General features: G+C 67.9%; 18 protein-coding genes. 7 read left to right on the top strand and 11 right to left on the bottom strand.

Going from position 1 to position 21,231, the window contains the following annotated elements:
• The 9 genes from G0D83_RS14695 to G0D83_RS14735 form a co-directional block, all read right to left on the bottom strand.
• On the bottom strand, positions 1–1,044 hold a 1,044-nt coding region (locus G0D83_RS14695; protein ID WP_164195338.1), incomplete at its 3' end, for a BatD family protein.
• Entirely contained in the window at positions 1,041–2,672 is a 1,632-nt protein-coding gene (locus G0D83_RS14700) for a VWA domain-containing protein (protein ID WP_164195340.1), read from the bottom strand. The genes G0D83_RS14695 and G0D83_RS14700, both read right to left, overlap by 4 nt.
• The gene (locus G0D83_RS14705; protein ID WP_164195342.1) at positions 2,669–3,679 is read right to left on the bottom strand and encodes a VWA domain-containing protein; all 1,011 of its coding nucleotides are present in this window, start codon (positions 3,677–3,679) and stop codon (positions 2,669–2,671) included. The genes G0D83_RS14700 and G0D83_RS14705 overlap by 4 nt, the downstream gene beginning before the upstream one ends.
• Positions 3,676–4,173, bottom strand: coding sequence for a DUF4381 domain-containing protein (locus G0D83_RS14710; protein WP_164195344.1), 498 nt, complete (start codon positions 4,171–4,173; stop codon positions 3,676–3,678). The genes G0D83_RS14705 and G0D83_RS14710 overlap by 4 nt, the downstream gene beginning before the upstream one ends.
• The gene (locus G0D83_RS14715) at positions 4,170–5,147 is read right to left on the bottom strand and encodes a DUF58 domain-containing protein (RefSeq protein WP_164195346.1); all 978 of its coding nucleotides are present in this window, start codon (positions 5,145–5,147) and stop codon (positions 4,170–4,172) included. Before G0D83_RS14715 ends, G0D83_RS14710 begins: the two co-directional genes overlap by 4 nt.
• A 9-nt stretch (positions 5,148–5,156) precedes the next feature.
• On the bottom strand, positions 5,157–6,161 hold the full coding sequence (locus G0D83_RS14720) for a MoxR family ATPase (RefSeq protein WP_164195349.1): 1,005 nt from the start codon (positions 6,159–6,161) through the stop codon (positions 5,157–5,159).
• Between the two features lie 24 nt (positions 6,162–6,185).
• The gene (locus G0D83_RS14725) at positions 6,186–7,169 is read right to left on the bottom strand and encodes an HAD family phosphatase (protein ID WP_164195351.1); all 984 of its coding nucleotides are present in this window, start codon (positions 7,167–7,169) and stop codon (positions 6,186–6,188) included.
• 116 nt (positions 7,170–7,285) lie between these two features.
• Positions 7,286–8,854 (bottom strand): arylsulfatase, encoded by a 1,569-nt coding sequence (locus tag G0D83_RS14730; RefSeq protein ID WP_203595063.1) that lies wholly within the window; start codon positions 8,852–8,854, stop codon positions 7,286–7,288.
• A 1,326-nt stretch (positions 8,855–10,180) separates the two neighbouring features.
• Positions 10,181–11,122 carry a LysR substrate-binding domain-containing protein gene (locus tag G0D83_RS14735; RefSeq protein WP_164195354.1) on the bottom strand — a complete coding sequence of 314 codons (942 nt, stop codon included), beginning with the start codon at positions 11,120–11,122 and terminating at the stop codon, positions 10,181–10,183.
• 106 nt (positions 11,123–11,228) lie between these two features.
• Here G0D83_RS14735 and G0D83_RS14740 point away from each other — a divergent pair, with 106 nt between their 5' ends.
• Complete coding sequence (locus G0D83_RS14740; protein ID WP_164195356.1) at positions 11,229–12,743, top strand: catalase; 1,515 nt, start codon at positions 11,229–11,231, stop codon at positions 12,741–12,743.
• A gap of 81 nt (positions 12,744–12,824) precedes the next feature.
• Here the strand turns inward: G0D83_RS14740 and G0D83_RS14745 are convergent, their stop codons facing one another.
• On the bottom strand, positions 12,825–13,964 hold the full coding sequence (locus G0D83_RS14745) for a DUF6456 domain-containing protein (protein ID WP_235940215.1): 1,140 nt from the start codon (positions 13,962–13,964) through the stop codon (positions 12,825–12,827).
• Between the two features lie 228 nt (positions 13,965–14,192).
• On the opposite strand from G0D83_RS14745, the gene G0D83_RS14750 reads away from it, so the two are divergent.
• Complete coding sequence (locus tag G0D83_RS14750) at positions 14,193–14,489, top strand: DUF6477 family protein (RefSeq protein WP_164195358.1); 297 nt, start codon at positions 14,193–14,195, stop codon at positions 14,487–14,489.
• 12 nt (positions 14,490–14,501) lie between these two features.
• Here G0D83_RS14750 and G0D83_RS14755 read toward each other — a convergent pair whose 3' ends face one another.
• The gene (locus G0D83_RS14755; protein WP_164195360.1) at positions 14,502–16,046 is read right to left on the bottom strand and encodes a trimethylamine methyltransferase family protein; all 1,545 of its coding nucleotides are present in this window, start codon (positions 16,044–16,046) and stop codon (positions 14,502–14,504) included.
• A 289-nt stretch (positions 16,047–16,335) separates the two neighbouring features.
• On the opposite strand from G0D83_RS14755, the gene G0D83_RS14760 reads away from it, so the two are divergent.
• From G0D83_RS14760 to G0D83_RS14780, 5 genes are all read left to right on the top strand, one after another.
• Positions 16,336–17,019, top strand: coding sequence for a DUF2270 domain-containing protein (locus tag G0D83_RS14760; protein ID WP_164195362.1), 684 nt, complete (start codon positions 16,336–16,338; stop codon positions 17,017–17,019).
• 174 nt (positions 17,020–17,193) lie between these two features.
• Positions 17,194–18,153 (top strand): delta-class carbonic anhydrase, encoded by a 960-nt coding sequence (locus G0D83_RS14765; RefSeq protein ID WP_164195364.1) that lies wholly within the window; start codon positions 17,194–17,196, stop codon positions 18,151–18,153.
• A gap of 94 nt (positions 18,154–18,247) precedes the next feature.
• Positions 18,248–19,813, top strand: a complete 1,566-nt coding sequence (guaA, locus tag G0D83_RS14770) for a glutamine-hydrolyzing GMP synthase (protein ID WP_108966002.1) — start codon at positions 18,248–18,250, stop codon at positions 19,811–19,813.
• A gap of 227 nt (positions 19,814–20,040) precedes the next feature.
• Positions 20,041–20,313 (top strand): putative quinol monooxygenase, encoded by a 273-nt coding sequence (locus tag G0D83_RS14775; protein WP_108966004.1) that lies wholly within the window; start codon positions 20,041–20,043, stop codon positions 20,311–20,313.
• 56 nt (positions 20,314–20,369) lie between these two features.
• On the top strand, positions 20,370–21,209 hold the full coding sequence (locus G0D83_RS14780; protein WP_108967665.1) for a DMT family transporter: 840 nt from the start codon (positions 20,370–20,372) through the stop codon (positions 21,207–21,209).
• Positions 21,210–21,231: the final 22 nt, after the last annotated feature.

A 21,231-nucleotide genomic window follows, 5' to 3' on the forward strand; every position in this document is an offset into this window, starting at 1 on the left:
GAGCGCAGGGCGCAGTGCGACATGGTCGCGCGCCGCGATCACCCGCATCAACGCCCGCCAGGCATGGCCTTCGGAGGCCAGCACGCGCGCGCGCCGCTCGGCCCGCCGCCGCGACAAAGCCGGCAACAGGACGCGCAGCCCGCACCAGAGCAGCCCCAGGGCCAGCAGGGCGCCCCCTGCCAGCAGCGCGAGGCGCGCTGGATCGAGCGGCGCGCTCCGCCCCGGCGGCGGGCCGTCGATCCGCAGCTCGAGCCCGGGCGCCGAGGCGGTCTTCACCACCCCGTCGTCGGTATCATACCACTCGAGCCGCACCTCCGGCAGCGCCCCCCCGCCGCCCGCCTCGGCGAGATAGGTCACGCTTTCGACCCGCGTGCCGCTGAGCGCGCCCCAGTCGTCACTCTCGGACAGCCGTGGCTCGTCCGGGTAGGTCGCAACGCCCGGCAAATCCACGGCCGCCAGCAGCCCTGGCAGGAACATCGGCGACACACCCGTCACCGCGACCGTCACTTGCCGCTTGAGGCTGTCGCCGGGCACCATCGTGCCGGGCTCGCCCTCGATCTGCTGCGTGAGCGACAGCTCGGAGGCGGCGATAAAAGGATCGAGCCCTTCGGCCCCGTCCGGCACCACCCCGGAAAAGGCAATCGGCCCGGTGGTCAGCGTCACCTGCCGCGCCTCGCCCGCGCCCATGTCCTGCCAGGTCACAAGCACCTCCTGCGGCGGCAGCACCACCTGCCCGGGCACCATCGGCGAGATGCGATAGTGCCGCGAGATGCCCGCCCAGGTCTCGCCGCCGATCCGCTCCGACACCGGGTTGGTCGAACGGGACGGCAGGCGCACCAGCAGGTTCGGCGCTTCGAGGCTCGGCCAGACCGGGGGCCTTGGCATGAAGCTCGGGACCAGCACGGTCAGCCGCAGGCTGAGCGGCTGACCGGGGATCGCCTCGGTCTCGGGGAAGTCGACGATGAGCTGCGGCATGTCCTCGGACTCCTGCGCCCTGAGCGGCAGCGGCAAAAGCAGGACGAGCACGCAGAGGACCCGGATCATTGTCCACCCTCCGTGGGCGCCGGAGCCGCAGGCTGTGCCGCCGCATCGCCATCTTGAGACGGCTGTGCCGCCGCATCGCCATCTTGAGACGGCTGTGCCGCCTCATCGCCATCTTGAGGCGGCTGTGCCGCCTCGAGCGCGAAGCGCATCCGCAGGAAGTCCTCGGTCCGCGTGTTGACGGTGTTCATCCATTGATCGGCGGTCAGCAACCCGCCACCTCCCGCGTCCGCAGCCTCGCGCAGCGTCTCCTCGCCCTGCCCGCTCTCGTTGTCGTAAACCTCCTCATCCGCCCCGATCCCCTGGTCCTCGCCGGTGTCCGAGGCGAGCTGCGCTGCCTCGACATAGGCGACGATGCGCTGCGCGGTCTCGAGGTTCTCCGCCGCGCCGGGATAGTCCGGATCGCGCGCCAGCGCCGTCTCGAGGGCCCGCACGCCGTCGCGGTAGTGCCGCCCCTTGATCTGCGCCACGCCCTGAAGGAAGGCCGCCTCAGCCGTCTCGACCCGGTCCAGCACCAGCACGGCATCGTCATATTGCCCGTCCCGGTAAAGCGCATAGCCACGCCAAAGCGGATCGACAAAAAGCTCGGCCGCGCGTTCGTAGTGCTTGTTCTCAAAAGCGATGCGCCCCTGCTGGTCCGGCGTCAGAAACCAGTCGGCGATCCCTTCGGCCCGCGCGCCCTGCGGCGTGAGCAGCAGCGTCAGCCCGGCGATCGCCGCCCACCGCATTGTCCAGCCCCGCCGGAAGCTCAGCAGCAGGATCAGCGCGGCGGGCCAGGCCAGCCAATGCGCCCGGTCCTCCCAGGGCTGGTCCACGTCATCGAGTTGCGCACGCCGGTAGGCCGCGTTGAGCAGCCCGTCGAGCCTGCGGATATCCGACGGATCGGGCGTGGCCTCGACCACCGGCGCCGAGAGCGCATCAAGCCCCCGGTCGCGGCTGCCCTCCGGCCGCATCGAGAGCACCGCGAGCGGTGCCGCGCTGGCATTGAGCGGCGCCACGTCGGCGGGGTCCAGACTGTCAGTGACAAAGAGGATGCCCCCCGGCGCGGTCTCCTCGGCCAGCATCGCCGCGGCCAACGCCAGCGCCTCGCCCGCCACCGCGCCTTCGCGCGGCATGACCTCGGGGCTCAGCCCCTCGAGATAGGGCACCATGACCTGCGCGTCCTCGGTCATCGGCAGCACCACATGGGCAGTGCCCGCATAGGCGACCAGCGCGGTGCGCGCCCCGGCGCGCAGGTCGAGGAAGTCGCGGATCTTCTGCTTGCCGCGCTCGAGGCGCGACGGGGCGAGATCGGTCTGCTCCATGCCCGTCGTCACCGCGAGCACGATCACCGCGGGGGCCGATTGCGCGGCAAAGGGGTCAGGCTGGCGCGACCAGCTCGGCCCCGCGGCCCCGAGCGCGGCAAGGAGGAGGATCGCCGCGGTGCTGTCAATCGGCAGGACGCGCCGGCGCTGCGCCCGCCCCACCGTCAGCGCCTCGCGCAGGTGCGGGGCGATCCCCTCGGCCAGCCTCGCGCCGCGCTGGACCGGGCGGCGCACCCACCACCAGACAAGCACGATCAGCGGCACCAGCAGCAGCCAGAGCGGGCGCAGGAAGTGAAAGGCCTCGAGGAAGATCGGCAGCTCGGTCATGCCGCCTCCTCCGCCTGTCGCGCCGCCCGTGCCTGTCTGCGGCGTCCGCGCAGCTGCAGCCAGAGCACCGCGCCCAGCCCGAGCAGCGCCGCCAGCCCCATGGGCACCCAGGACAGCGAACGGCGCGGTCGGAAGGACAGCGTCTCGGTCTCGCGCGGGGCAAGCGCGTCGATGCGGGCGTAGACCGCCTCCAGCGCGGCGGCGTCCTCGGCAAAGAAGTACTGCCCCCCGGTGCGCGTGGCGATGGTCTGCAGCGTGGCGAGGTCAACCCGGTTCTCGCCGGTGGCCTCGGGATCGCCGACGCCGATGGTGAAGATCTCGACACCCCGATCGGCGGCGATCTCGGCGGCGTTGACCGGGCTCATCCGGCTGGCAGTGTCCGAACCGTCCGACAGCAGGATCAGCAGCCGCTGGTCGATGTCGCTGGCCTCGAAGGTGCGGATCGAAAGGCCGATGGCATCACCAAGCGCGGTGTGCGGCCCGGCCATGCCGACCTCGGTGGTGCCGAGCAACTCGGTGATCGTGGTCAGATCATCGGTGAGCGGCGCCTGCAGGTAGGCCGCGGTGCCGAAGACGATCAGCGCCATGCGGTCGCCGTCGCGCCCGGCGACAAAATCGCCCACCACCTGCCGCACCCCGGCGAGGCGCTGGATCCGCGTGCCGTCCGGCGTGGCGAAATCCTTGGCGTCCATCGACCCCGAAATGTCGATCGCCAGCACCACGTCGCGCGCCGCCTTTTCGATGGTGATCGGCGCGCCGACCCGCTCGGGCCGGGCCAGCGCCAGCACCAGCAGCGCCCAGCAGAGCCCGGCGGTGATCGCCGAGATCACCGGGCGCGACAGGATCACCGCCCCGGCGCGCGGCTCGGCCCCCGCCGCCTCGGCCATGCGCCGGAAGAACGGGAAGCGCAGCGCGCTTTCGCGCTCGCGGTGCGGCGGGACCAGCCAGCGCACGAGCAGCGGCAGCGGCAGCAAAAGCAGCATCCACGGCGCGGCGAGCGAGATCATGCCGCCTGCTCCCGCGCGCGCGGGGCGGGTGCGGCGCGATGGGTCTTCAGCCAGTGCTCGGCGGCGCGGCGCAGCTCGGGCGACGGGGCCGCCCCCGGCTCGCGGTAGGGCGCGCGGCGCAGCTCTTCGCCAGCGGTGTCGGGAAAGCGGCTCCTCGCGGTGCGCGACAGGAAATTCGTCCAGTCGGCCCCGGTGAGCGAGGCCACCTCGGCGCGCGGAAAGGCGGCGAGCGCGGCGCGGCGAAGGACAGCGGCGAGCTCGGCAGTGGTGCTGGCCCGGTCCAATTCGGCCAGCGCGGCGCGGCGATAGGCATTCGCCACGCGGCGGCGGTGGCCGAGCCAGAGCCCCCAGAGGGCGAGCGCCGCGAACAGCACCGCCAGCGCCACCCAGCCCCATGTCTGCGGCACCAGCGGCACCGGCGCGGGCGGAACCGGCTCGATCAGCTGATCGATCAGGCCCACGAGGCTTTCGGTTTCCGCTCCCTCCTCGTTCATCGCGGCCCGAGCCCCAGCAGCCGTCGCATCTGCGGCAGCGTTTCCTCCCCGGCAGAGAGCGGCAGGATCGCCACGCCGAAGCGCCGCTGCCAGTCGAGCACATCCGCCAGCCGCCCCTTCGACATCTCGATCAGCCCCTTGCGGGTGCCGGGCGCGGCCGTGTCGATCTCGGCCTGCAGTGCTCCGTCGGTGACGATGAGCTTCAGCCCCGCCGGGATCTCGCCCGCGCTGGGGTCGGTCACCGGCACGAGGATGAGATCGTTGTGGCGCGCAAGGCCCGAGACGATGCGATCGGTCTCGGCGTCGATGCCGTCGAAGTCGCTCAGCACGATGATGAGGTGATTGCGGCTGACAATTCGGGCGACCGCGCGCAGCACCTGCGTCAGGCCGATCGGCGCGACGTTGGGCGCCTCGGCATGCAGCTGTGTGTTGGCCTCGGCCAGCGCGGTGAGGAAGCGGTTGAGCGCGGCGCGGCTGCGCTGCGGGCGGACCTCGGCGATCATCTCGTCGCCAAAGACGATGCCCCCCACCCGGTCGCCCTGGTCGAGGATGCGGAAGGCGGTCATCGCGGCGGCCTCGGCGGCGGTGACCGATTTCATCGCGCGCCGGGTACCGAAGAACATCGACATGCGCTGGTCGACGACGATCAGCGCCGGGCGGTCGCGCTCCTCGGTCATCACCCGGACGTGCGGCTTGCCGGTGCGGGCGGTGACCTTCCAGTCGATGGCGCGGATGTCATCGCCGGGCAAGTAGTCGCGCAGCTCCTCGAAGTTGAGCCCGCGGCCGCGCAAGCGCGACGCGTGACGGCCGTTCAGCACCGACTGCGCCGGCTGGCGCGGCAGGAAGCTGAGGCCGCGCGCCGGACCTTCGAGGCTGCGCAGGTAGGCCAGATCGGTATGAATGCGCGGATCATCCAAGACCTGCGGGGCCTTGCCCAGGGTGCCGGTGCGGATGCGGGCGGCGCGGTCCTTCATCTTGCCTCCTCAGGGCAGCGCCACCTGCCGGACGATCTCGGCCACCACGGCATCGGGGCTGACGCCCTCGCCCTGCGCTTCGTACGACAGGCCCAGCCGGTGGCGCAGCACATCGGGCACCACGGCGCGGATGTCCTCGGGGTCGACATAGTCGCGCCCCGCGAGCCAGGCGTGGGTGCGCCCGCATTTGTCGAGCGCCAGCGAGGCGCGCGGGCTGGCCCCGACCTCGATCCAGCGCTTGAGGTCGTCACCGAATTCGGCGGGCACGCGGGTGGCGTTGACCAGATCGGCGATGTAGCGCTCCATCTCGGGCGCCACGCGCAAGGCGGCGATCTCGCGGCGGGCTGCGAAGACCGCCTCCTGCGGGATCGGAAGCGGCGCGTCGGCAGCGCCTTTCCCGGCGCCCCCCTGCGCGGCGATCTCCTCGCCGCGCACGAGGCGGATCACCTCGACCTCGTCCTCGACCGGCGGATAGGTGATGTTCACATGCATGAGGAACCGGTCCATCTGCGCCTCGGGCAGCGGATAGGTGCCTTCCTGCTCGATGGGGTTCTGCGTCGCCATGACCATGAAGAGCGGCTCCATCTTGTGGGTGGTGCCCGCCACGGTCACCTGCCGCTCTTCCATCGCCTCGAGCAGCGCCGCCTGCACCTTGGCCGGGGCGCGGTTGATCTCGTCGGCCAGCACGAGGTTGGCAAAGATCGGCCCGGCCTCGAAGCGGAACTCGCCGCCGCCCTCGCCCTGGTAGTAGACCTCGGTGCCGGTGACATCCGAGGGCAGCAGGTCGGGGGTGAACTGGATGCGGCTGAAATCGCATTCGAGGTTGCGGGCAAGCGCCTTGATGGCGCGGGTCTTGGCGAGGCCCGGCAGCCCCTCGACCAGCAGGTTGCCATTGGCGAGAAGCCCGATCAGCAGCCGCTCGATCACCTCGCGCTGGCCAATGATCGCCTCGCCCATGCGGGCGCGCAGGCTGTCGATCTGCGCCCGCGTGCCGCTTTGGGTCATGCCTTCCATACCGTCCTTACCTTTCCACGCAACTCAGTCGGTGGGGAACACCTTGGCCCAGTCCTGCGCCATGTCGACGATGGTCCAGCCAAAGCCCGGGCCTTCGTCGAGGCCGCGGTTCAGCGTGCCGATATGGCCGTCGCGGTCATAGGCAAACTCGCGCGCCGCGTCGGTGTGATGCACCAGCAGGCCAAAGCTCGGCCCCTCGCCCGAGGTGGTGTATTGCAGCATGGCGAAATCACCGTCGGAATTGCCCGCGGCAAAGATCGGCTTGCGGCCGATGTGGCGGATGATGCCGACCGGCTTGCCCTCCTTGTCGTCGATGAAGGTGACGCCGCCGTTCTTGGTCAGCATCGGAAGCCCGTCGACCACCTCGAAGGAGGTGTTGCCCTCGGTGCCGACCACCTGCCACGGCGGGATGCCATAGGTGTCTTCGGAGAAGGCGCGGATGAAATCGATGCCGCCGCCCGAGACGATATAGGTGCTGAACCCTTCGTCGCGCAGGTAGCTCAGAAGCTCGAGCATCGGCTGGTAAACCATTTCTACGTAAAGTTTTTTTGTCGTCGGATGGGTGTAGCTCGTGAGCCAGTCGCGCGCATCGGCCTGAAACTCGTCGACGGTAAGCCCGGAATGCGAGACGTTGATCACCTCGAGCAGCCCGTCCATGCCGGTGGCGAGAACGCCGCCGACGTCGCCCTTGGCGCCGGCCTTCAGCGCGTCGGTGGTGAGGATATCGGGATCGACCTTGGCCTTTTCCTGCAGCACGTCGAGCGCGTAGAGCGCCTGGAAATAGACCGGCTGCTCGGTCCAGAGCGTGCCATCATTGTCGAAGGCGGCGATGCGGTCCTCGGGGGTGACGTAGTCGTCCGAGGCTGGATCGGTCACCGCCTCGACAAATTCGATGATCGCAGACTTGGCGCCGGTGTCGTTCCACGAAGGCAGCGGATCGGCGAAGGCGGGGGCGGCAAGCCAGAGCGCGGCGAGAGCGGCGGCGCAGGGCGCGTGCGGGTCGGGCATGGGTGTATCCCCTTCGAGGGCGGGCGTCTGTGTTCGTCAGCACGCCAGTAACAATCGGAAAATAGAATAATGGTCGGGGCGGCGGCCTGCGCCGGCCCGAGACGGGAGCAGCTGGATCAGTTGCTGCCCATGTTCGCGAGGCTGGCGTTCAGGTCTTCCTGGATCTGGTCGATCGAGAAGCTGTCCGGCCGCTGCGAGGGCGGGAACTCCTTGAAGGTCTCGAAGAACTTGGCGACTTCCTGCGACGCCGGGGCGACGAGATAGGCGTGGTCGCTCACCCAGTCCCAATAGGTGTTCGAGGTGATGTCGGCCCGCTCGTAGGGGTCGGCACGCAGATCGAACAGCTTGGGCACGCGCAGCTGGGTAAAGGGTTCGGCCCAGACCGCCATGGTGCCCTTCACGCGCTGCTCCTTGAAGACGACCTTCCAGTTCTCGTAGCGCAGGCCGACCACTTCGCCATCGTCGTTGATGTAGAAGAACTCGTCGCGCGCCCCCTCGTCCGATGCCCCGGTGAGGTAGTCGAGCTGGTTATAGCCATCGAGGTAGTTCTTGTACTCCTTGCCGTCGATCGTCGTGCCGGAGAGCAAGCGCTGCTTGATGTCGGTGTCGCCGACGGCGGCCATGATCGTCGGGAACCAGTCGAGGCCCGAGAACATCTCGGTGTAGACGGTGCCGGGCTCGATCATGCCGGGCCAGCGGATGAGCGCGGGGACGCGGTAGGCGCCTTCCCAGTTGGTGTTCTTTTCGGAGCGGAACGGCGTGGTGCCGGCATCCGGCCAGGTGTTTTGGTGTGGCCCGTTGTCGGTGGTGTAGATGACGATGGTGTTGTCGGCGACGCCGAGTTCGTCGAGCGCGTCCAGAACCTCGCCGATGACGCCGTCATTCTCGATCATGCCGTCGGCATATTCGGTCCGTGCGGTCAGCCCCGGCTCGCTGCGGTTCTCATCGCGCACGTGGGTTTTGTAGTGCATCCGGGTGGTGTTGTACCAGGTGAAGAACGGCGTGTTCGATTCCACCGCGCGCTTCATGAAGTCGATCGCCCCGGCGGCGGTCTCCTCGTCCACGGTTTCCATGCGCTTGCGGGTGAGCGGGCCGGTGTCCTCGATCTCGCCGTCGGCGTAGGAATGCAGCACCCCGCGCGGGCCGAAGCGCTCGCGGAATTCCGGGTCCTGGGGATAGTTGAACTGCTCGGGCTCTTCCTCGGCGTTGAGGTGGTAGAGGTTGCCGAAGAACTCGTCGAAGCCGTGCGCAGTGGGCAGGAATTCGTCCCGGTCGCCCATGTGGTTCTTGCCGAACTGGCCGGTGGCATAGCCCAGGTCCTTGAGCGCCGAGGCCAGCGTCACGTCCTTGTCCTGCAGGCCGGCGTTGGCGCCCGGAAGCCCCACCTTCGACAGGCCGGTGCGCAGTGTCGACTGGCCGGTGATGAAGGTCGAACGACCGGCGGTGCAGCTCTGCTCGGCATAGTAGTCGGTGAATTTCGCACCCTCGGACGCGATCCGGTCGATGTTCGGCGTGGTATAGCCCATCAGGCCGAAACTATAGGTCGAAAGGTTGGTCTGGCCGATGTCGTCGCCGAAGATCACGAGGATGTTCGGCTTGGCCGCAGCATCGTCTTGCGCCCAGGCCGCCGAGCCCAGAGCCATCGCGGAACTGACGACGACGGCCGTCAACATTGTCCGTTTCATGTAAATCTCCCTAAAAATCAGTTAAAAAGCGAAACCACTTATATAACTCACTAGCTCCGGCTGAGCGGGTCACCGGTTGTCTCATGAGACTTACGCCGCCCCCCCGAGAAAACGGGGCAACCGAGGTTCGGGAGTACAAATTTCCGTCGAAACCAGCCCCTCATCAGCGGCGACCTGCCTCATGCGGCCAGTATCATGTTGCCCTAACGTAAATGCAACCATTCCATTGTGATCTATCGGAATATTACACTTCTTGGCGGCAATGCGCTGCCGAGACTGTGCATATTTACGTCCGCAATGCGGCGCGAGGCCGGCTCGGCGCCGCTCAAGGGCCACATGGCGCGCAATCAACCGCGTTGCTGCCAAATTGCAAATGGCCGCCCCGCAACGATTTTGCGGGGCTGCAGAACCACTTTGAGGCAGGGCCACGCCGCGGGGGCGCTTCGATCCATCGCCCCGACGCAGATCGCCTCGCCGGCGCCGCCGGGCGGCGGTTTGGCACCGATCCCGCCATTGCCACCGGCGTCGAGGTACGTTCATCTCGGGTACAGCGGCAGCCCGGCCCGCGTCGTCGCAGCGTGCCCCCTGCGCGGGGCCCGTGATCGCGCCGCGATGAGCAATCCATGGTGTGCCGTGTCAATCGGGCTGGCCGCGTCCGCCAGCGCCTCTGCTCGGCGCGCCACGACGCGAAACTTCAGGAAACGTCGCAAGGATCTGCCCGCGAACCGACTCATGCCCGCCCCTCTTCAGTGACCAACAGCGCCCGGTCGCACCATCTATAGCTGTCAAATAGCGCGGATTTCACACCCTTTGGGAGAGTTTGCCTGACAGAAGCGCGTCTCGACTTCACATTTCGGAAACACTGAGTTTGCACCAAGCGAGGCTTCGCCACCATATCGGCAAGATTTAGCCCATGATTTCCGTACATTACCTTGCGGCAACGCAGCAAGGTCCCCAGTTACCGCGATGAAACACAAAAATTCCGGGATAGCCGAGGCGGACAAAGCCTGTATTCTGACCCTGTTACCAGTCTGACGTCATTTAGAATCATTTGTTGTTACGAGTCCCGCTAGGTCGACCAAGCGTCTTTGCGGCTCGGCGTTAAATTTTCCCTCAACGCCGGGCTTCCCCAGGAAAGGAGCCGCGTCCCAAGGCTCCAATCCTCACGTCCCGAACCGGCTCTGCCTGCCTCTGGCATCCTCGTCTCCCCAGCGATCATGGCCGGGGTGGAGGAGTCGCTCACGGACCAAGAAGCCGCGCAGCTGTCTGCGCGGCTTCATACGCGTTCCCGACAGCGCGTTTCCTCAACTACGGCGTGGCGCATCCTCAGCGGTCCGCCGGAGCAATCTCCGGGCTCTTGCGCACGCCCTCCACCAGCGCGTCCCCCACGGTCTGCAGCACGTCCGCGAGCTCGGTGAACCAGCCCTCGCGGTGGCTCGACGCGCGGCACGCCAGCGCCACGATCCGTGCCGGCTCTGGCGTCCCGAAGCGCCGCAGGTGCATGCCCGGCGACGCGCGCAGTTCGGTCAGCGCCGCAACCTCCGGCATCAGCGTCAGACCAAAGCCCGCCGCCACCAGCCGCGACAGCGTCGAGAGTGACGTCGCCCCCATGTTGATCCGCGCGTTGCCCCTGCCCCGGCCACAGACCGCCAGCGCCTGATCGGTCAGGCAGTGCCCGTCTTCGAGCAACAGAAGCTGGCTCTCCGCCAGGCCCTCGGGGCTGGGCACGCCGCCGATCGACGCGAGCCGCGCGGCGCTGCCGGCCAGCAGGAATCGATCCTCGAAAAGTGGCAGCACCTCGATCCCCTCCTGCTCGATTGGCAGCGCCACCAGCGCCGCGTCGAGCGCGCCCTCGGCGAGCCGGGCAAGCAGCGTCTCGGTCTTGGTCTCGGTCACCTCGACGTCGAGCGAGATGTCTTCGGCCCGCAACGCGGCCAGCGCCTCGGGCAGGAAATAGGGGGCGATGGTCGGGATGACGCCGAGCGAGAGCGTGCCGGTCAGCCCGCCGCGCCGCCGCGCCGCGTGCTCCAGCCCCGCGACCTCTGCGAGGATGCGCTCGGCGCTCGCCAGCACCTCGCGACCGAAGGGGGTCAGCAGAACGTCGCGCGCCTGCCGCTCGACCAGCGGGCCGTTCAGCGCCGCCTCGAGCTCGCGGATCTGCACCGACAGCGCGGGCTGCGAGACATTGCAGGAGTCCGCGGCGCGGCGGAAATTGCGCTGCGCGGCGAGGGCCCGGAAATAGCTCAGCTGGCGAAGGGTAACAGGCATAAGAAAATCCTATCACTCCGACAAGAATCCGCAATTGGGAACTTAGGCCCGCCCCTCTAGTTGATCGCACACAAGGGCACACCCGCCTCATCTCCATGGAGGACTCATGAGCAAGCGACTGACCACATCCGCCGGCGCGCCGGTGCCGACAAACGAAACCTCGGCCACCGCCGGTCCGCGCGGTCCGGTGCTTCTGGAAGACTACCAGCTGATCGAGAAGCTCGCCCACCAGAACCGTGAGCGCATTCCCGAGCGGGTGGTGCACGCCAAGGGCTGGGGCGCGCAGGGTACCTTCACCGTGACCCATGACATTTCCCAGTACACCTGCGCCAAGATTTTCTCGCAGGTCGGCAATACCTGCGACATCCTCTCGCGCTGGTCGACGGTCGCGGGCGAACAGGGCGCGGCGGATGCCGAGCGTGACGTGCGCGGCTTCTCGCTGAAGTTCTACACCGAGGAAGGCAACTGGGACATGGTGGGCAACAACACCCCCATCTTCTTCATTCGCGATGCCTACAAGTTTCCCGACTTCATCCGCACGCAGAAGCGCCACCCCAAGACCAATATGCGCTCGCCCGAGGCCATGTTCGACTTCTGGGCCGGCCAGCCGGAGTCGGTGCATCAGGTGACGATCCTGATGTCGGACCGCGGCATTCCGAAGAACCCGATGCACATGCATGGCTACGGCTCGCACACCTATTCGCTGTGGAACGCGCAGGGCGAGCGCTTCTGGGTGAAATTCCACTTCCGCTGCCAGCAGCCGATCGCAAATTACACCAACGAGCAGGCCGAGAAGATCGTCGGCGAGACCCGCGAGAGCTTCCAGGAAGACCTGTACAATGCCATCGACGGCGGCAATTTCCCGAAGTGGGAGATGAACATCCAGGTGATGCCCGAAGCGCAGGCGGCCGAGCTCGACTTCAATCCGTTCGATCTGACCAAGGTCTGGTCGCACAAGGACTTTCCGCTGATCCCGGTGGGCATGCTCGAGTTCAACAAGAACCCAGACAACTATTTCCAGATGGTCGAGAACGCCGCCTTCTCGCCGTCGAACAAGGTGCCCGGCATCGGCTATTCGCCCGACAAGATGCTGCAGGGCCGGCTCTTTGCCTATGCCGACGCGCACCGCTACCGGCTTGGCACCCATTACGAGGCGCTGCCGCCCAACGCGCCCAAAAGCCCCGTTCACACCTACCACAAGGACGGAGCAATGCGGTTCTTCCCGCCGCAGACCGGACATATCGACGCCTATTACGAGCCGAACCAATACGAGGAGTCGGCCAAGGCGGACCCGTCGGTCATGGAGCCGCCCCTGAAAATCTCGGGCGACGCCGACCGCTACACGCAGGAGGACAAGGATGCCGACTACGTCCAGCCCCGCGCCCTCTACAAGGAGGTGTTGGGCGATGACGAGCGCGCGCGTCTGCACCTCAACATGGCCCGGGCCATGGCGCCGGTCTCGGACGGCGTGCGCGAGCGCTGGTACGCTGTGCTGGAGCGGGTGCACCCGGACTACCTTGCCGGAGTGAAGAAGGCCGCGGCGGACCTCGAGAGCGGCAATATCGACGACTACCCGGGGATCCCGGTCACCGGCGACACGCCGGTGCGCGCGGCAGAGTAAGCCCGCCGCCGCGACCCAAGACACTGGGGGCGAAGCTGGCAGCTTCGCCCCCTTTTCATGCCCGACGCGCGGGTCAGGCGCTCAGCCGATCAGCCCACCGCCCGAAGCGTCCAGCGCCTCGTAGTGCCGCCGCAGTCGCTGCAGGGCGATGCGCAGCACCACCTTGCCCGAGCGCGCCGCCCACCCCAGGGTGCGTTCGGTCTCTTCGAGACCCTCGAGATAGCAGCAGCACCGAAGCGCGACATCGCCGAGCCCCGGCCCGAGGTCGCGCAGCGCCCCGGTAAAGCGCACACGCGCCGCCTCGGAGCCCTGCGGGAGCCGCGTGGCAGACCCGGGCTTCACACCCGCCGTTAGGAAGTGATCCCAGTTCTGGGTCGTCCGTGGCGCCATCTGCGCCAGCTCGAAATCCTCGCGCAGCCGCTCGCCGGCGCGCACCAGCGCCTCGTCGAGAAAGGGCTTGCCGTCCCGGTCGCGCCGGCGTCCGAGCGAGGCCAGCGGGCTTTCGGTCGCTGCGTAGCGCCGGCGGCCGCGCGGGTCGGACTCTTCCTCGGCCATGGCCGCCTCGGCCGCGCGGCCGCTTTCGAAGCCGGCCTGCGCCTCGGCAAATCCGCGCAACCGGCTCTCCTGTTCGGCCATCAGCTGCCCGAGCGCCCCGCGTCCCGCCGCGGTGATGCGGTAACGCGAGATCCGCCCCGGCGCGTCGCAGCGGATCCAGCCCTTGAGCGCCATGGCCTCGGCCACCGGCACATCGACCACCGCGGTGCGCGCCGAACCGCCCCCTCCGGTGTCGCGAACGACCACGGCCTTGTCCATCTCGGTGGCCACTGCCAGCACCGCGCCGCTCTCGCAAAGCCGCCGCAGCACCCGCCGCGCCTCGCGCGAGAGCGTTGCCGCATCCAGGGTTGGAGCGCCGCTGCCGGCCTCGTCGCGATCGTCCTCGGGCTGCGTCATGCCCACCTCCTTTGCTGGCGCGGCGCAGGCGGCGCGCGCCGCCCCGAGCCGGCGCAGGGCCTCGTCCACCAGCGGGTCGTCCCGCAGCGTCTCCATCCGCCGCACCTGGCGCAGCACGGTCGAGGCATGGCATCCCGCCGATCGCGCCAGCGCGCGGATCCCCGCGCCATCCTCGGTATGGGCCAGGTAGTGGCGGGCCATCTCGGGCACCCAGGCAGGAAGACCGGGTGCCTTGGTGAAGTCCTTGGAAAAATCACGGTATCGCATCATTGCAGATGTCCCCTAGGTTGCACCCCGCCGACGCAGGGCTTGCGGAAGTGAACCTGAAAACTGCTCGCCTCAAAGTTATCTAAAAGTTAATGATTTTAGACGTTTAACAGACTTCTCTACAAATTATAAACATCGGTAAACGCCGCGCGCGCAGCCCCACGCGCCGGGGCAACATCGCTGCCCCCCATGTCACTCTCCGGGCCTGTTCACCAAATGGGAGACGACCCGATGCAGGACCTCCAGAGCCTTCTTTGCGCCTTGCGCCGCCCGCGACTTCTCGTGCGCGCCGCGCGCTATGGTGCCGCCGACTACCAGCGCGAGGCGCATCTGCCACGGCTGCTCGGCACGCCCTATCCCGAGCGCCACGGAGCGGCGCTTCTGCGTCTGATGGAACTGGAAGACGGGATCGACAGCAGCCGCCGCGCCCGCGCTTCGAGCTACTCGGCGACGCGTCACGTGGAGGTGCTGGCGGCGATTATCGCGGAGGACCGCCTGCGCGAAGCCCAGCGCCACACCTCCGCTTGAAGCGGCGATCCGTCAGAGAAAGGCGTCGGGCATGGCGGCCTTGCGGCGCGCCACGAAATCGCCCAGCGCCTCGCTCGTGGCGGGATCCATCGCCGGCTGCTCGTAGCTTTCCAGCAAGGCTTTCACCCGCGCCGAGGCCAGCTGCATCGTGTCGCGCCCGCCCTCTTCGGACCATGTCTCGAAGGGCTTGTAGTCGAAGAGCTCGGAGCGCCAGAAGGCGGTCTTGAAGTTCTCCTGGGTGTGGGCGCAGCCAAGGTAGTGCCCGCCCGGCCCGACCTCGCGGATCGCGTCCAGTGCCTGTGTCGTCTCGTCGACGGTCACCCCCTGCGCGAACTTGTGCAGCGCGCCGAGTTGATCGGCATCCATCACGAATTTCTCATAGGAGGCGACCAGCCCGCCTTCGAGCCAGCCGCAGGCGTGCAGCATGAAGTTGACCCCCGACTGCAGCCCCATGTTCAGCGAATTGGCGCTCTCGTAGGCCGCCTGGGCGTCGGGCAGCTTGGAGCCGCAGAACGCCCCCGCCGAGCGATAGGGCAGCCCCAGCCGCCGCGCCAGCTGGCCGACGCCGTAGCTGATCTGCGACGCCTCGGGCGTGCCAAAGGTGGGCGCGCCGGAGTTCATGTCGATCGAGGTGACGAAGGCGCCGAAGATCACCGGCGCGCCTTTGCGTACCAGCTGCGCGTAGGCGATGCCCGCCATGCCCTCGGCCAGAACCTGCGTCAGCGTGCCCGCCACCGAGACCGGCGCCATCGCCCCGCCGACGATGAAGGGCGAAACGATGCAGGCCTGATTGTTGCGCGCGTAGACCTCGAGCGCGCCCATCATCGTGTCGTCGAAGGTCAGCGGCGAGTTGATGTTGATCAGCGAGGTCATCACGGTGCTTTGCTGCACGAAGTCCTCGCCGAACAGAATGCCGCACATGTCGACGCTGTCCTGCGCCCGGCTCGGCTCGGTCACCGAGCCCATGAACGGCTTGTCCGAGAGGGTCATATGGGCGTGCAGCATGTCGAGGTGGCGCTTGTTCACCGGCACGTCGGTGGGCTCGCAGAGCGTGCCGCCCGAATGGTGCAGCCAGCGCGACATCTGCCCCAGTTTCACGAAATTGCGGAAATCCTCGATCGTGCCGTAGCGCCGTCCCTTCTCGGCGTCATGCACGAAGGGCGGACCGTAGACCGGCGCCAGCACCAGCGAGCGGCCGCCGATTTCGACCGACCGCGCGGGGTTGCGGGCGTGCTGGGTGATCCGCGAGGGCGCATGGCCGCAGAGCTGCCGCGCCAGCCCGCGCGGGATGCGCACGCGTTCCCCCTCGATCTCGGCGCCAGCGTCCTTCCACAGCGCCAGCGCCCCGGGGTTGTTGACGAAATTGACGCCGATCTCCGCCAGCACCGTCTCGGCACCGGCCTCGATCATCTCCAGCGCCTCTGCGGAGAGAATCTCGAAATTGGGGATGTTGCGCTCGATGAAGCGCGCCGTCTCGACCCGGGCCGACCCCCGTGCCGCCCGACGGGCCGCGCCGCCGCCGCTGCGTGTCCGTTTCCGCGTTTCTGTCTCCGACATGGCGCCTCTCCCGTTCCGTCACACCCCCGACAAGTAGTAGCCGAGCCGCCCGAGGACCAGCGACGAGTTTGCGCCCCCTGACGGATAAATACGACATCCGCGCGGACCCGCACCGGCTGAAAGGGCATCTTAAGGTGTCTCTGCGCAGAATGTTTCACGGGGGTACTGCGCTTCGACCGGCCAAGACTTCGACCCACCAGGCTTCGACCGACCAAGCCTTCGGTCGGCCAAGACTTCGACCGGTCAGGCTTTGGTCGGCCAGGCTTCGACGGACAAGACGGGGGAGCAGATGAAAGACGTGCAACTCGAAATCGGCGGGCGGCCGCTCGACGGGGCCGAGCTTGGCGCGCTGGCGCATCTCTACCGCGGCGAGGTCTACCGCTGCAGCGTCTGGCGCACGCGGCTCGACACCACCACCAACTGGGCCGTCGTCACGCTGGGCGTGGCCCTGTCGATCGCCTATGCAGCGCCCGATGCGTCGCCGCTGCCGCTGGTGCTGGTGGGCATCTCCAACCTTTTCTTCCTGACGCTCGAAGCGCGGCGCTACCGCTATTGCGACCTCTGGCGCCGCCGCTTCCGCAGCATGGAGATGAATCTCTACGGACCAATCCTCAGCGGCACCGCCGGACCGGACGCCTCCTGGGCAAGGGACCTGCGCGACAGCTACGTGCGGCCCGAGTTCGGCATCACCTACCTGCACGCGATGGGGCGGCGCATCCGGCGAAGCTATTTCTGGATCATGCTCATCCAGCTCCTCGCTTTTCTCGGCAAGATCACCGTGCATCCCAGCCCCGTCGAGAACTTTGAGCAGGCCATGCAGCGCGCCTCCGTAGGGGTGATCCCCGGCGAGGCCATGGCCTTGGGCGGGCTGATTTACGCCTTGGTCTTGACCACACTCGCGCTCTGGTCGCTGCTGGCCGACAGAAGGGCTCGAATCGAGGAGGACCTCTCCGCGCCCGACGCCACCTACTGAGCTGCGTTAAGCAATGCGTCAGCTCTTTGCGTCAGGGTCAGGTGGAGACGGGTCTCGGGATGGGGCGGCGAATCCTCAGGGCCGAGGCGCGGGCCGCCATACCCTGCCCCAGTGAATGCCAACCCACTGCCACTGCCACGGCCACGGTCGCCGGAGAGTCCACAGGAGGTTCCCATGACGCCCCCCCACGTGCTTCTTGCCCTGACGGTTTGCACGGTGCTGGTCCTGTCCTCGGCCGCAGGGGCCGACAACAAGATCACCTACCCGCCCACGGGCCATGACACGGCGCCCTCCCACGGCAGCGCCCCGCCCGGCGCCCCCCCTGCGGCGGATCATGGTGCCGGACACGCCGCCCAGACCGCCAGCGCGCATGGCGCCGATCCCGGGGGAGAACACGGCGCCGCCGACGGCCCGCTCTGCACCGGCTTCGGCCCGCAGACCCCGCGGGATATCGGCAATCCCTATGGACGGAACCCCGTTTCCTTCGGCCTTGCCCCGCCGCCGGACGAGATGACCCTGTGCAACATCCACACCCACACCAATGCCGAGCATCTCGGACCAGGCTTTTCCATCTACGCGGGCCCTGGCGAGCACGGCGGTTTCAAATGCGCGGGCTCGGCCAATCTCAGCGCCGCCGAACTCTCCCGCCCCGGCAGCGGCCCCGCCCGCTTCGAAGGGGTCGAGCCCGGCGACACGATCGAGGTCCATTGGGTCTATTCCTCCTGCGACGTGGCGCCGGGCCCGGGTCTCGGCGCCTGCCTCTCGGCGTCCTGCTCGAACCCCGAGTTGCGGGTCGAGTCGCAGGTCTTTCTGGTGGTCAACGACCCCAATGCGCTCGACTTTCGCGATTTCATCTACCTCGGAACCATGCGCAACGGTCGCCACCAGGCCCGCGCTCTGCCCAGCGGCACCGGCGCGCCGGTGGTGTTCCGCGGCTCGACCACCGGGCCCAGCTACTCCCAGCAGGTCTGCTCGCCGCTGCAGGTCACCTGGTCGGTCCGCCCGCGCTGCGCCCGGCTCGACATCGCGACGCTCGACGCCTGGGCGGGCATGGGCAACGTTTTCGAGGAGACCCACAGCCACGGCGTGCGCCGGCTGGTCACGGCACCGGCATTGCTCAGCCAGATCGAATGAACGCGCGCCCGCCGATCCCCCGGCGCTGCGCCATTTCCCTCTGCGCGGCACCCAGCCTCTTGCGCGCCGGGCGCGGCCCGCCTAAAGCAGCCGCATGACCCAGCATGATCGCCTCCTTATCATCGACTTCGGAAGCCAGGTGACGCAGCTCATCGCCCGTCGCCTGCGCGAGCTGAATGTCTACTGCGAAATCCACCCCTATCAGAACGTCACCGATGCGTTCCTGAAGGAGTTCGCCCCCAAGGCCATCGTCTTCTCCGGTGGCCCCGACAGCGTGACGCGCGAGGGCTCGCCTCGCCCGCCCAAATCCGCCTACGAGCTCGGCGTGCCGATCCTCGGGATCTGCTACGGCCAGCAGGTCATGATGCACGACCTCGGCGGCAAGGTCGAAGCCGGCCAGAGCCACACCGCCGAATTCGGCCGTGCCTACGTGACGCCCAAGGAAGACCGCCTCGACCTGCTGTCGGGCTGGTTCCTCGATGGCTCGGGCCGCGAGCAGGTGTGGATGAGCCACGGCGACCACGTCTCGGAAATCGCCCCGGGCTTCGAGGTCTACGCGACCTCCCCCGGTGCGCCCTTCGCGATCACCGCCGACGTGACCCGCAAGTTCTACGCCGTGCAGTTCCACCCCGAGGTGCATCACACCCCGAACGGGAAGACGCTCTACGAGAACTTCGTCCGCGAAGCCGGATTCACTGGCGACTGGACGATGGATGCCTACCGCGAGGAAGCGGTGCGCAAGATCCGCGAGCAGGTCGGCGCGTCCAAGGTGATCTGCGCGCTTTCGGGCGGCGTCGACAGCTCGGTCACCGCGGCGCTGCTGCACGAGGCGATCGGCGAGCAGCTGACCTGCGTTTTCGTCGACCATGGCCTGCTGCGTCTCAACGAGGCCGACGAGGTCGTCGCGATGTTCCGCGACCACATGAACCTCTCGGTGATCCACGCGCAGGAACAGGATCTGTTCCTCGGCGAGCTCGAGGGCGTGTCCGACCCCGAGACCAAGCGCAAGATCATCGGCAAGCTCTTCATCGACGTGTTCCAGAAATACGCCGACCAGATCGAGGATGCGACCTTCCTCGCGCAGGGCACGCTCTACCCCGACGTGATCGAGAGCGTCAGCTTCTCTGGCGGCCCCTCGGTGACCATCAAGTCGCACCACAATGTGGGCGGCCTGCCGGAGAAGATGGGCCTCAAGCTGGTCGAGCCGCTGCGCGAGCTCTTCAAAGACGAGGTGCGCGCGCTGGGTCACGAGCTTGGCCTGCCGGCCAGCTTCATTGGCCGCCACCCCTTCCCCGGCCCGGGTCTGGCGATCCGCTGCCCCGGCGAGATCACCCGCGAGAAACTCGATATCCTGCGCAAGGCGGATGCGGTCTATATCGACCAGATCCGCAAGCACGGTCTCTACGACGAGATCTGGCAGGCCTTCGTGGCGATCCTGCCGGTGCGCACCGTGGGCGTGATGGGCGACGGCCGCACCTACGACTACGCCTGCGCCCTGCGCGCGGTGACCTCGGTCGACGGCATGACGGCGGATTACTACCCGTTCAGCCACGAGTTCCTCGGCGAGACCGCGACACGGATCATCAACGAGGTGAAGGGCATCAACCGCTGCACCTACGACATCACCTCGAAGCCTCCGGGCACGATCGAATGGGAATGATCAGCCAGTGATCAGGGAGGCCGGGGAAACCCGGCCTCCTTTTGCGTTCGGGCCACGCATCAAGATCACACCCCGCCGCCAACCGCGGAGGGGCGGCCCGATTGCCCCTTGCCCCTTGCCGTGCCGCGCGCCAGTGTCCGCAGCGAGAGGACCCCCATGACGACCAGAGTTTCCGCGCAGCCGCGCCCCGCCGACTTCCCGCACAGCCAGCCAACCCGGAGCGCGACATGAGCGCCGTGCAGCTGACCGGCCGCATGACCGCGCCGCCCGAGCGCTGCCCCAACGTGCGCGCTGCCATGGCCGACCACATCCGCCTGACGCGGGCCGAGCCCGGCTGCCTCTACTTCGATCTGCGCGAGAGCGAAGACGGGGTCTTCGAGGTCTCGGAACTGTTCCAGAGTCGCGACGCCTTCGAGGCGCATCAGCATCGCACCCGCGGCAGCGCGTGGTTCCGCATCACCGGCGATCTGCCGCGCGACTACGAGGTGGCAGAGCTGTGAGCACGCGCCCCCTTGCCGCTCCGAGCCTGGGCGCCGTGCCGAAGGCCGCGCTCTGGATGCTCGGCTCGATCGTCTCTTTCAGCGCCATGGCGGTGGCCGGGCGCTATGTCAGCTCCGGCCTCGACACCTTCGAGATCATGCTCTATCGCTCGCTGCTCGGGGTGGCGATCATCAGCAGCATCGTGATGCTGACCGGCAAACGCCGGACCGTCGCAACACGCCATATCGGCACCCATATCATCCGCAATATCAGCCATTTCACCGGGCAGAACCTTTGGTTCTACGCGATCACGGTGATCCCTCTGGCGCAGGTCTTCGCGCTGGAATTCACCGGCCCGATCTGGGCCATGCTGCTGGCGACGCTGGTGCTGGGCGAGCGGCTGACCTGGCCGCGCAGCCTGGCAGCGCTGGTCGGCTTCCTCGGCATCCTGATCGTCACCCGCCCCTCGCCCGAGACGCTCTCGCCCGGCCTCTTCGCCGCCGCGGGCGCGGCCATCGGCTTTGCCGGCTCGGCGATCTTCACCCGCAAGCTCACCCGCACCGACAGCACCCTGTGCATTCTTTTCTGGCTGACGCTGACCCAGGCGATCATGGGACTGGTCTGCGCCGGCTTCGACGGCGACATCGCCGTGCCCTCGGCCGAGGCCGTCCCGGGGGTGATCGTCATCGGCCTCGCCGGGCTTTGCGCCCACTATTGCCTGACCACGGCGCTCAGCCTCGCGCCCGCCTCGGTGGTCATGCCGATCGACTTCACCCGCCTCCCGGTCATCGCGATCGTCGGCATGCTGCTCTACGCAGAGCCGCTTGATCCCTGGGTGCTGCTTGGCGCGGCGATCATCTTCGCCGCGAATTACGCCAATATCCTGCGCGAGACCCGCGCCGCGCGCCGGGCCTAAGGATGAGGGCGGTGTTTGACGC

This window comes from Salipiger sp. PrR003, assembly GCF_010500785.1.
GTDB lineage: Bacteria > Pseudomonadota > Alphaproteobacteria > Rhodobacterales > Rhodobacteraceae > Salipiger > Salipiger pacificus_A.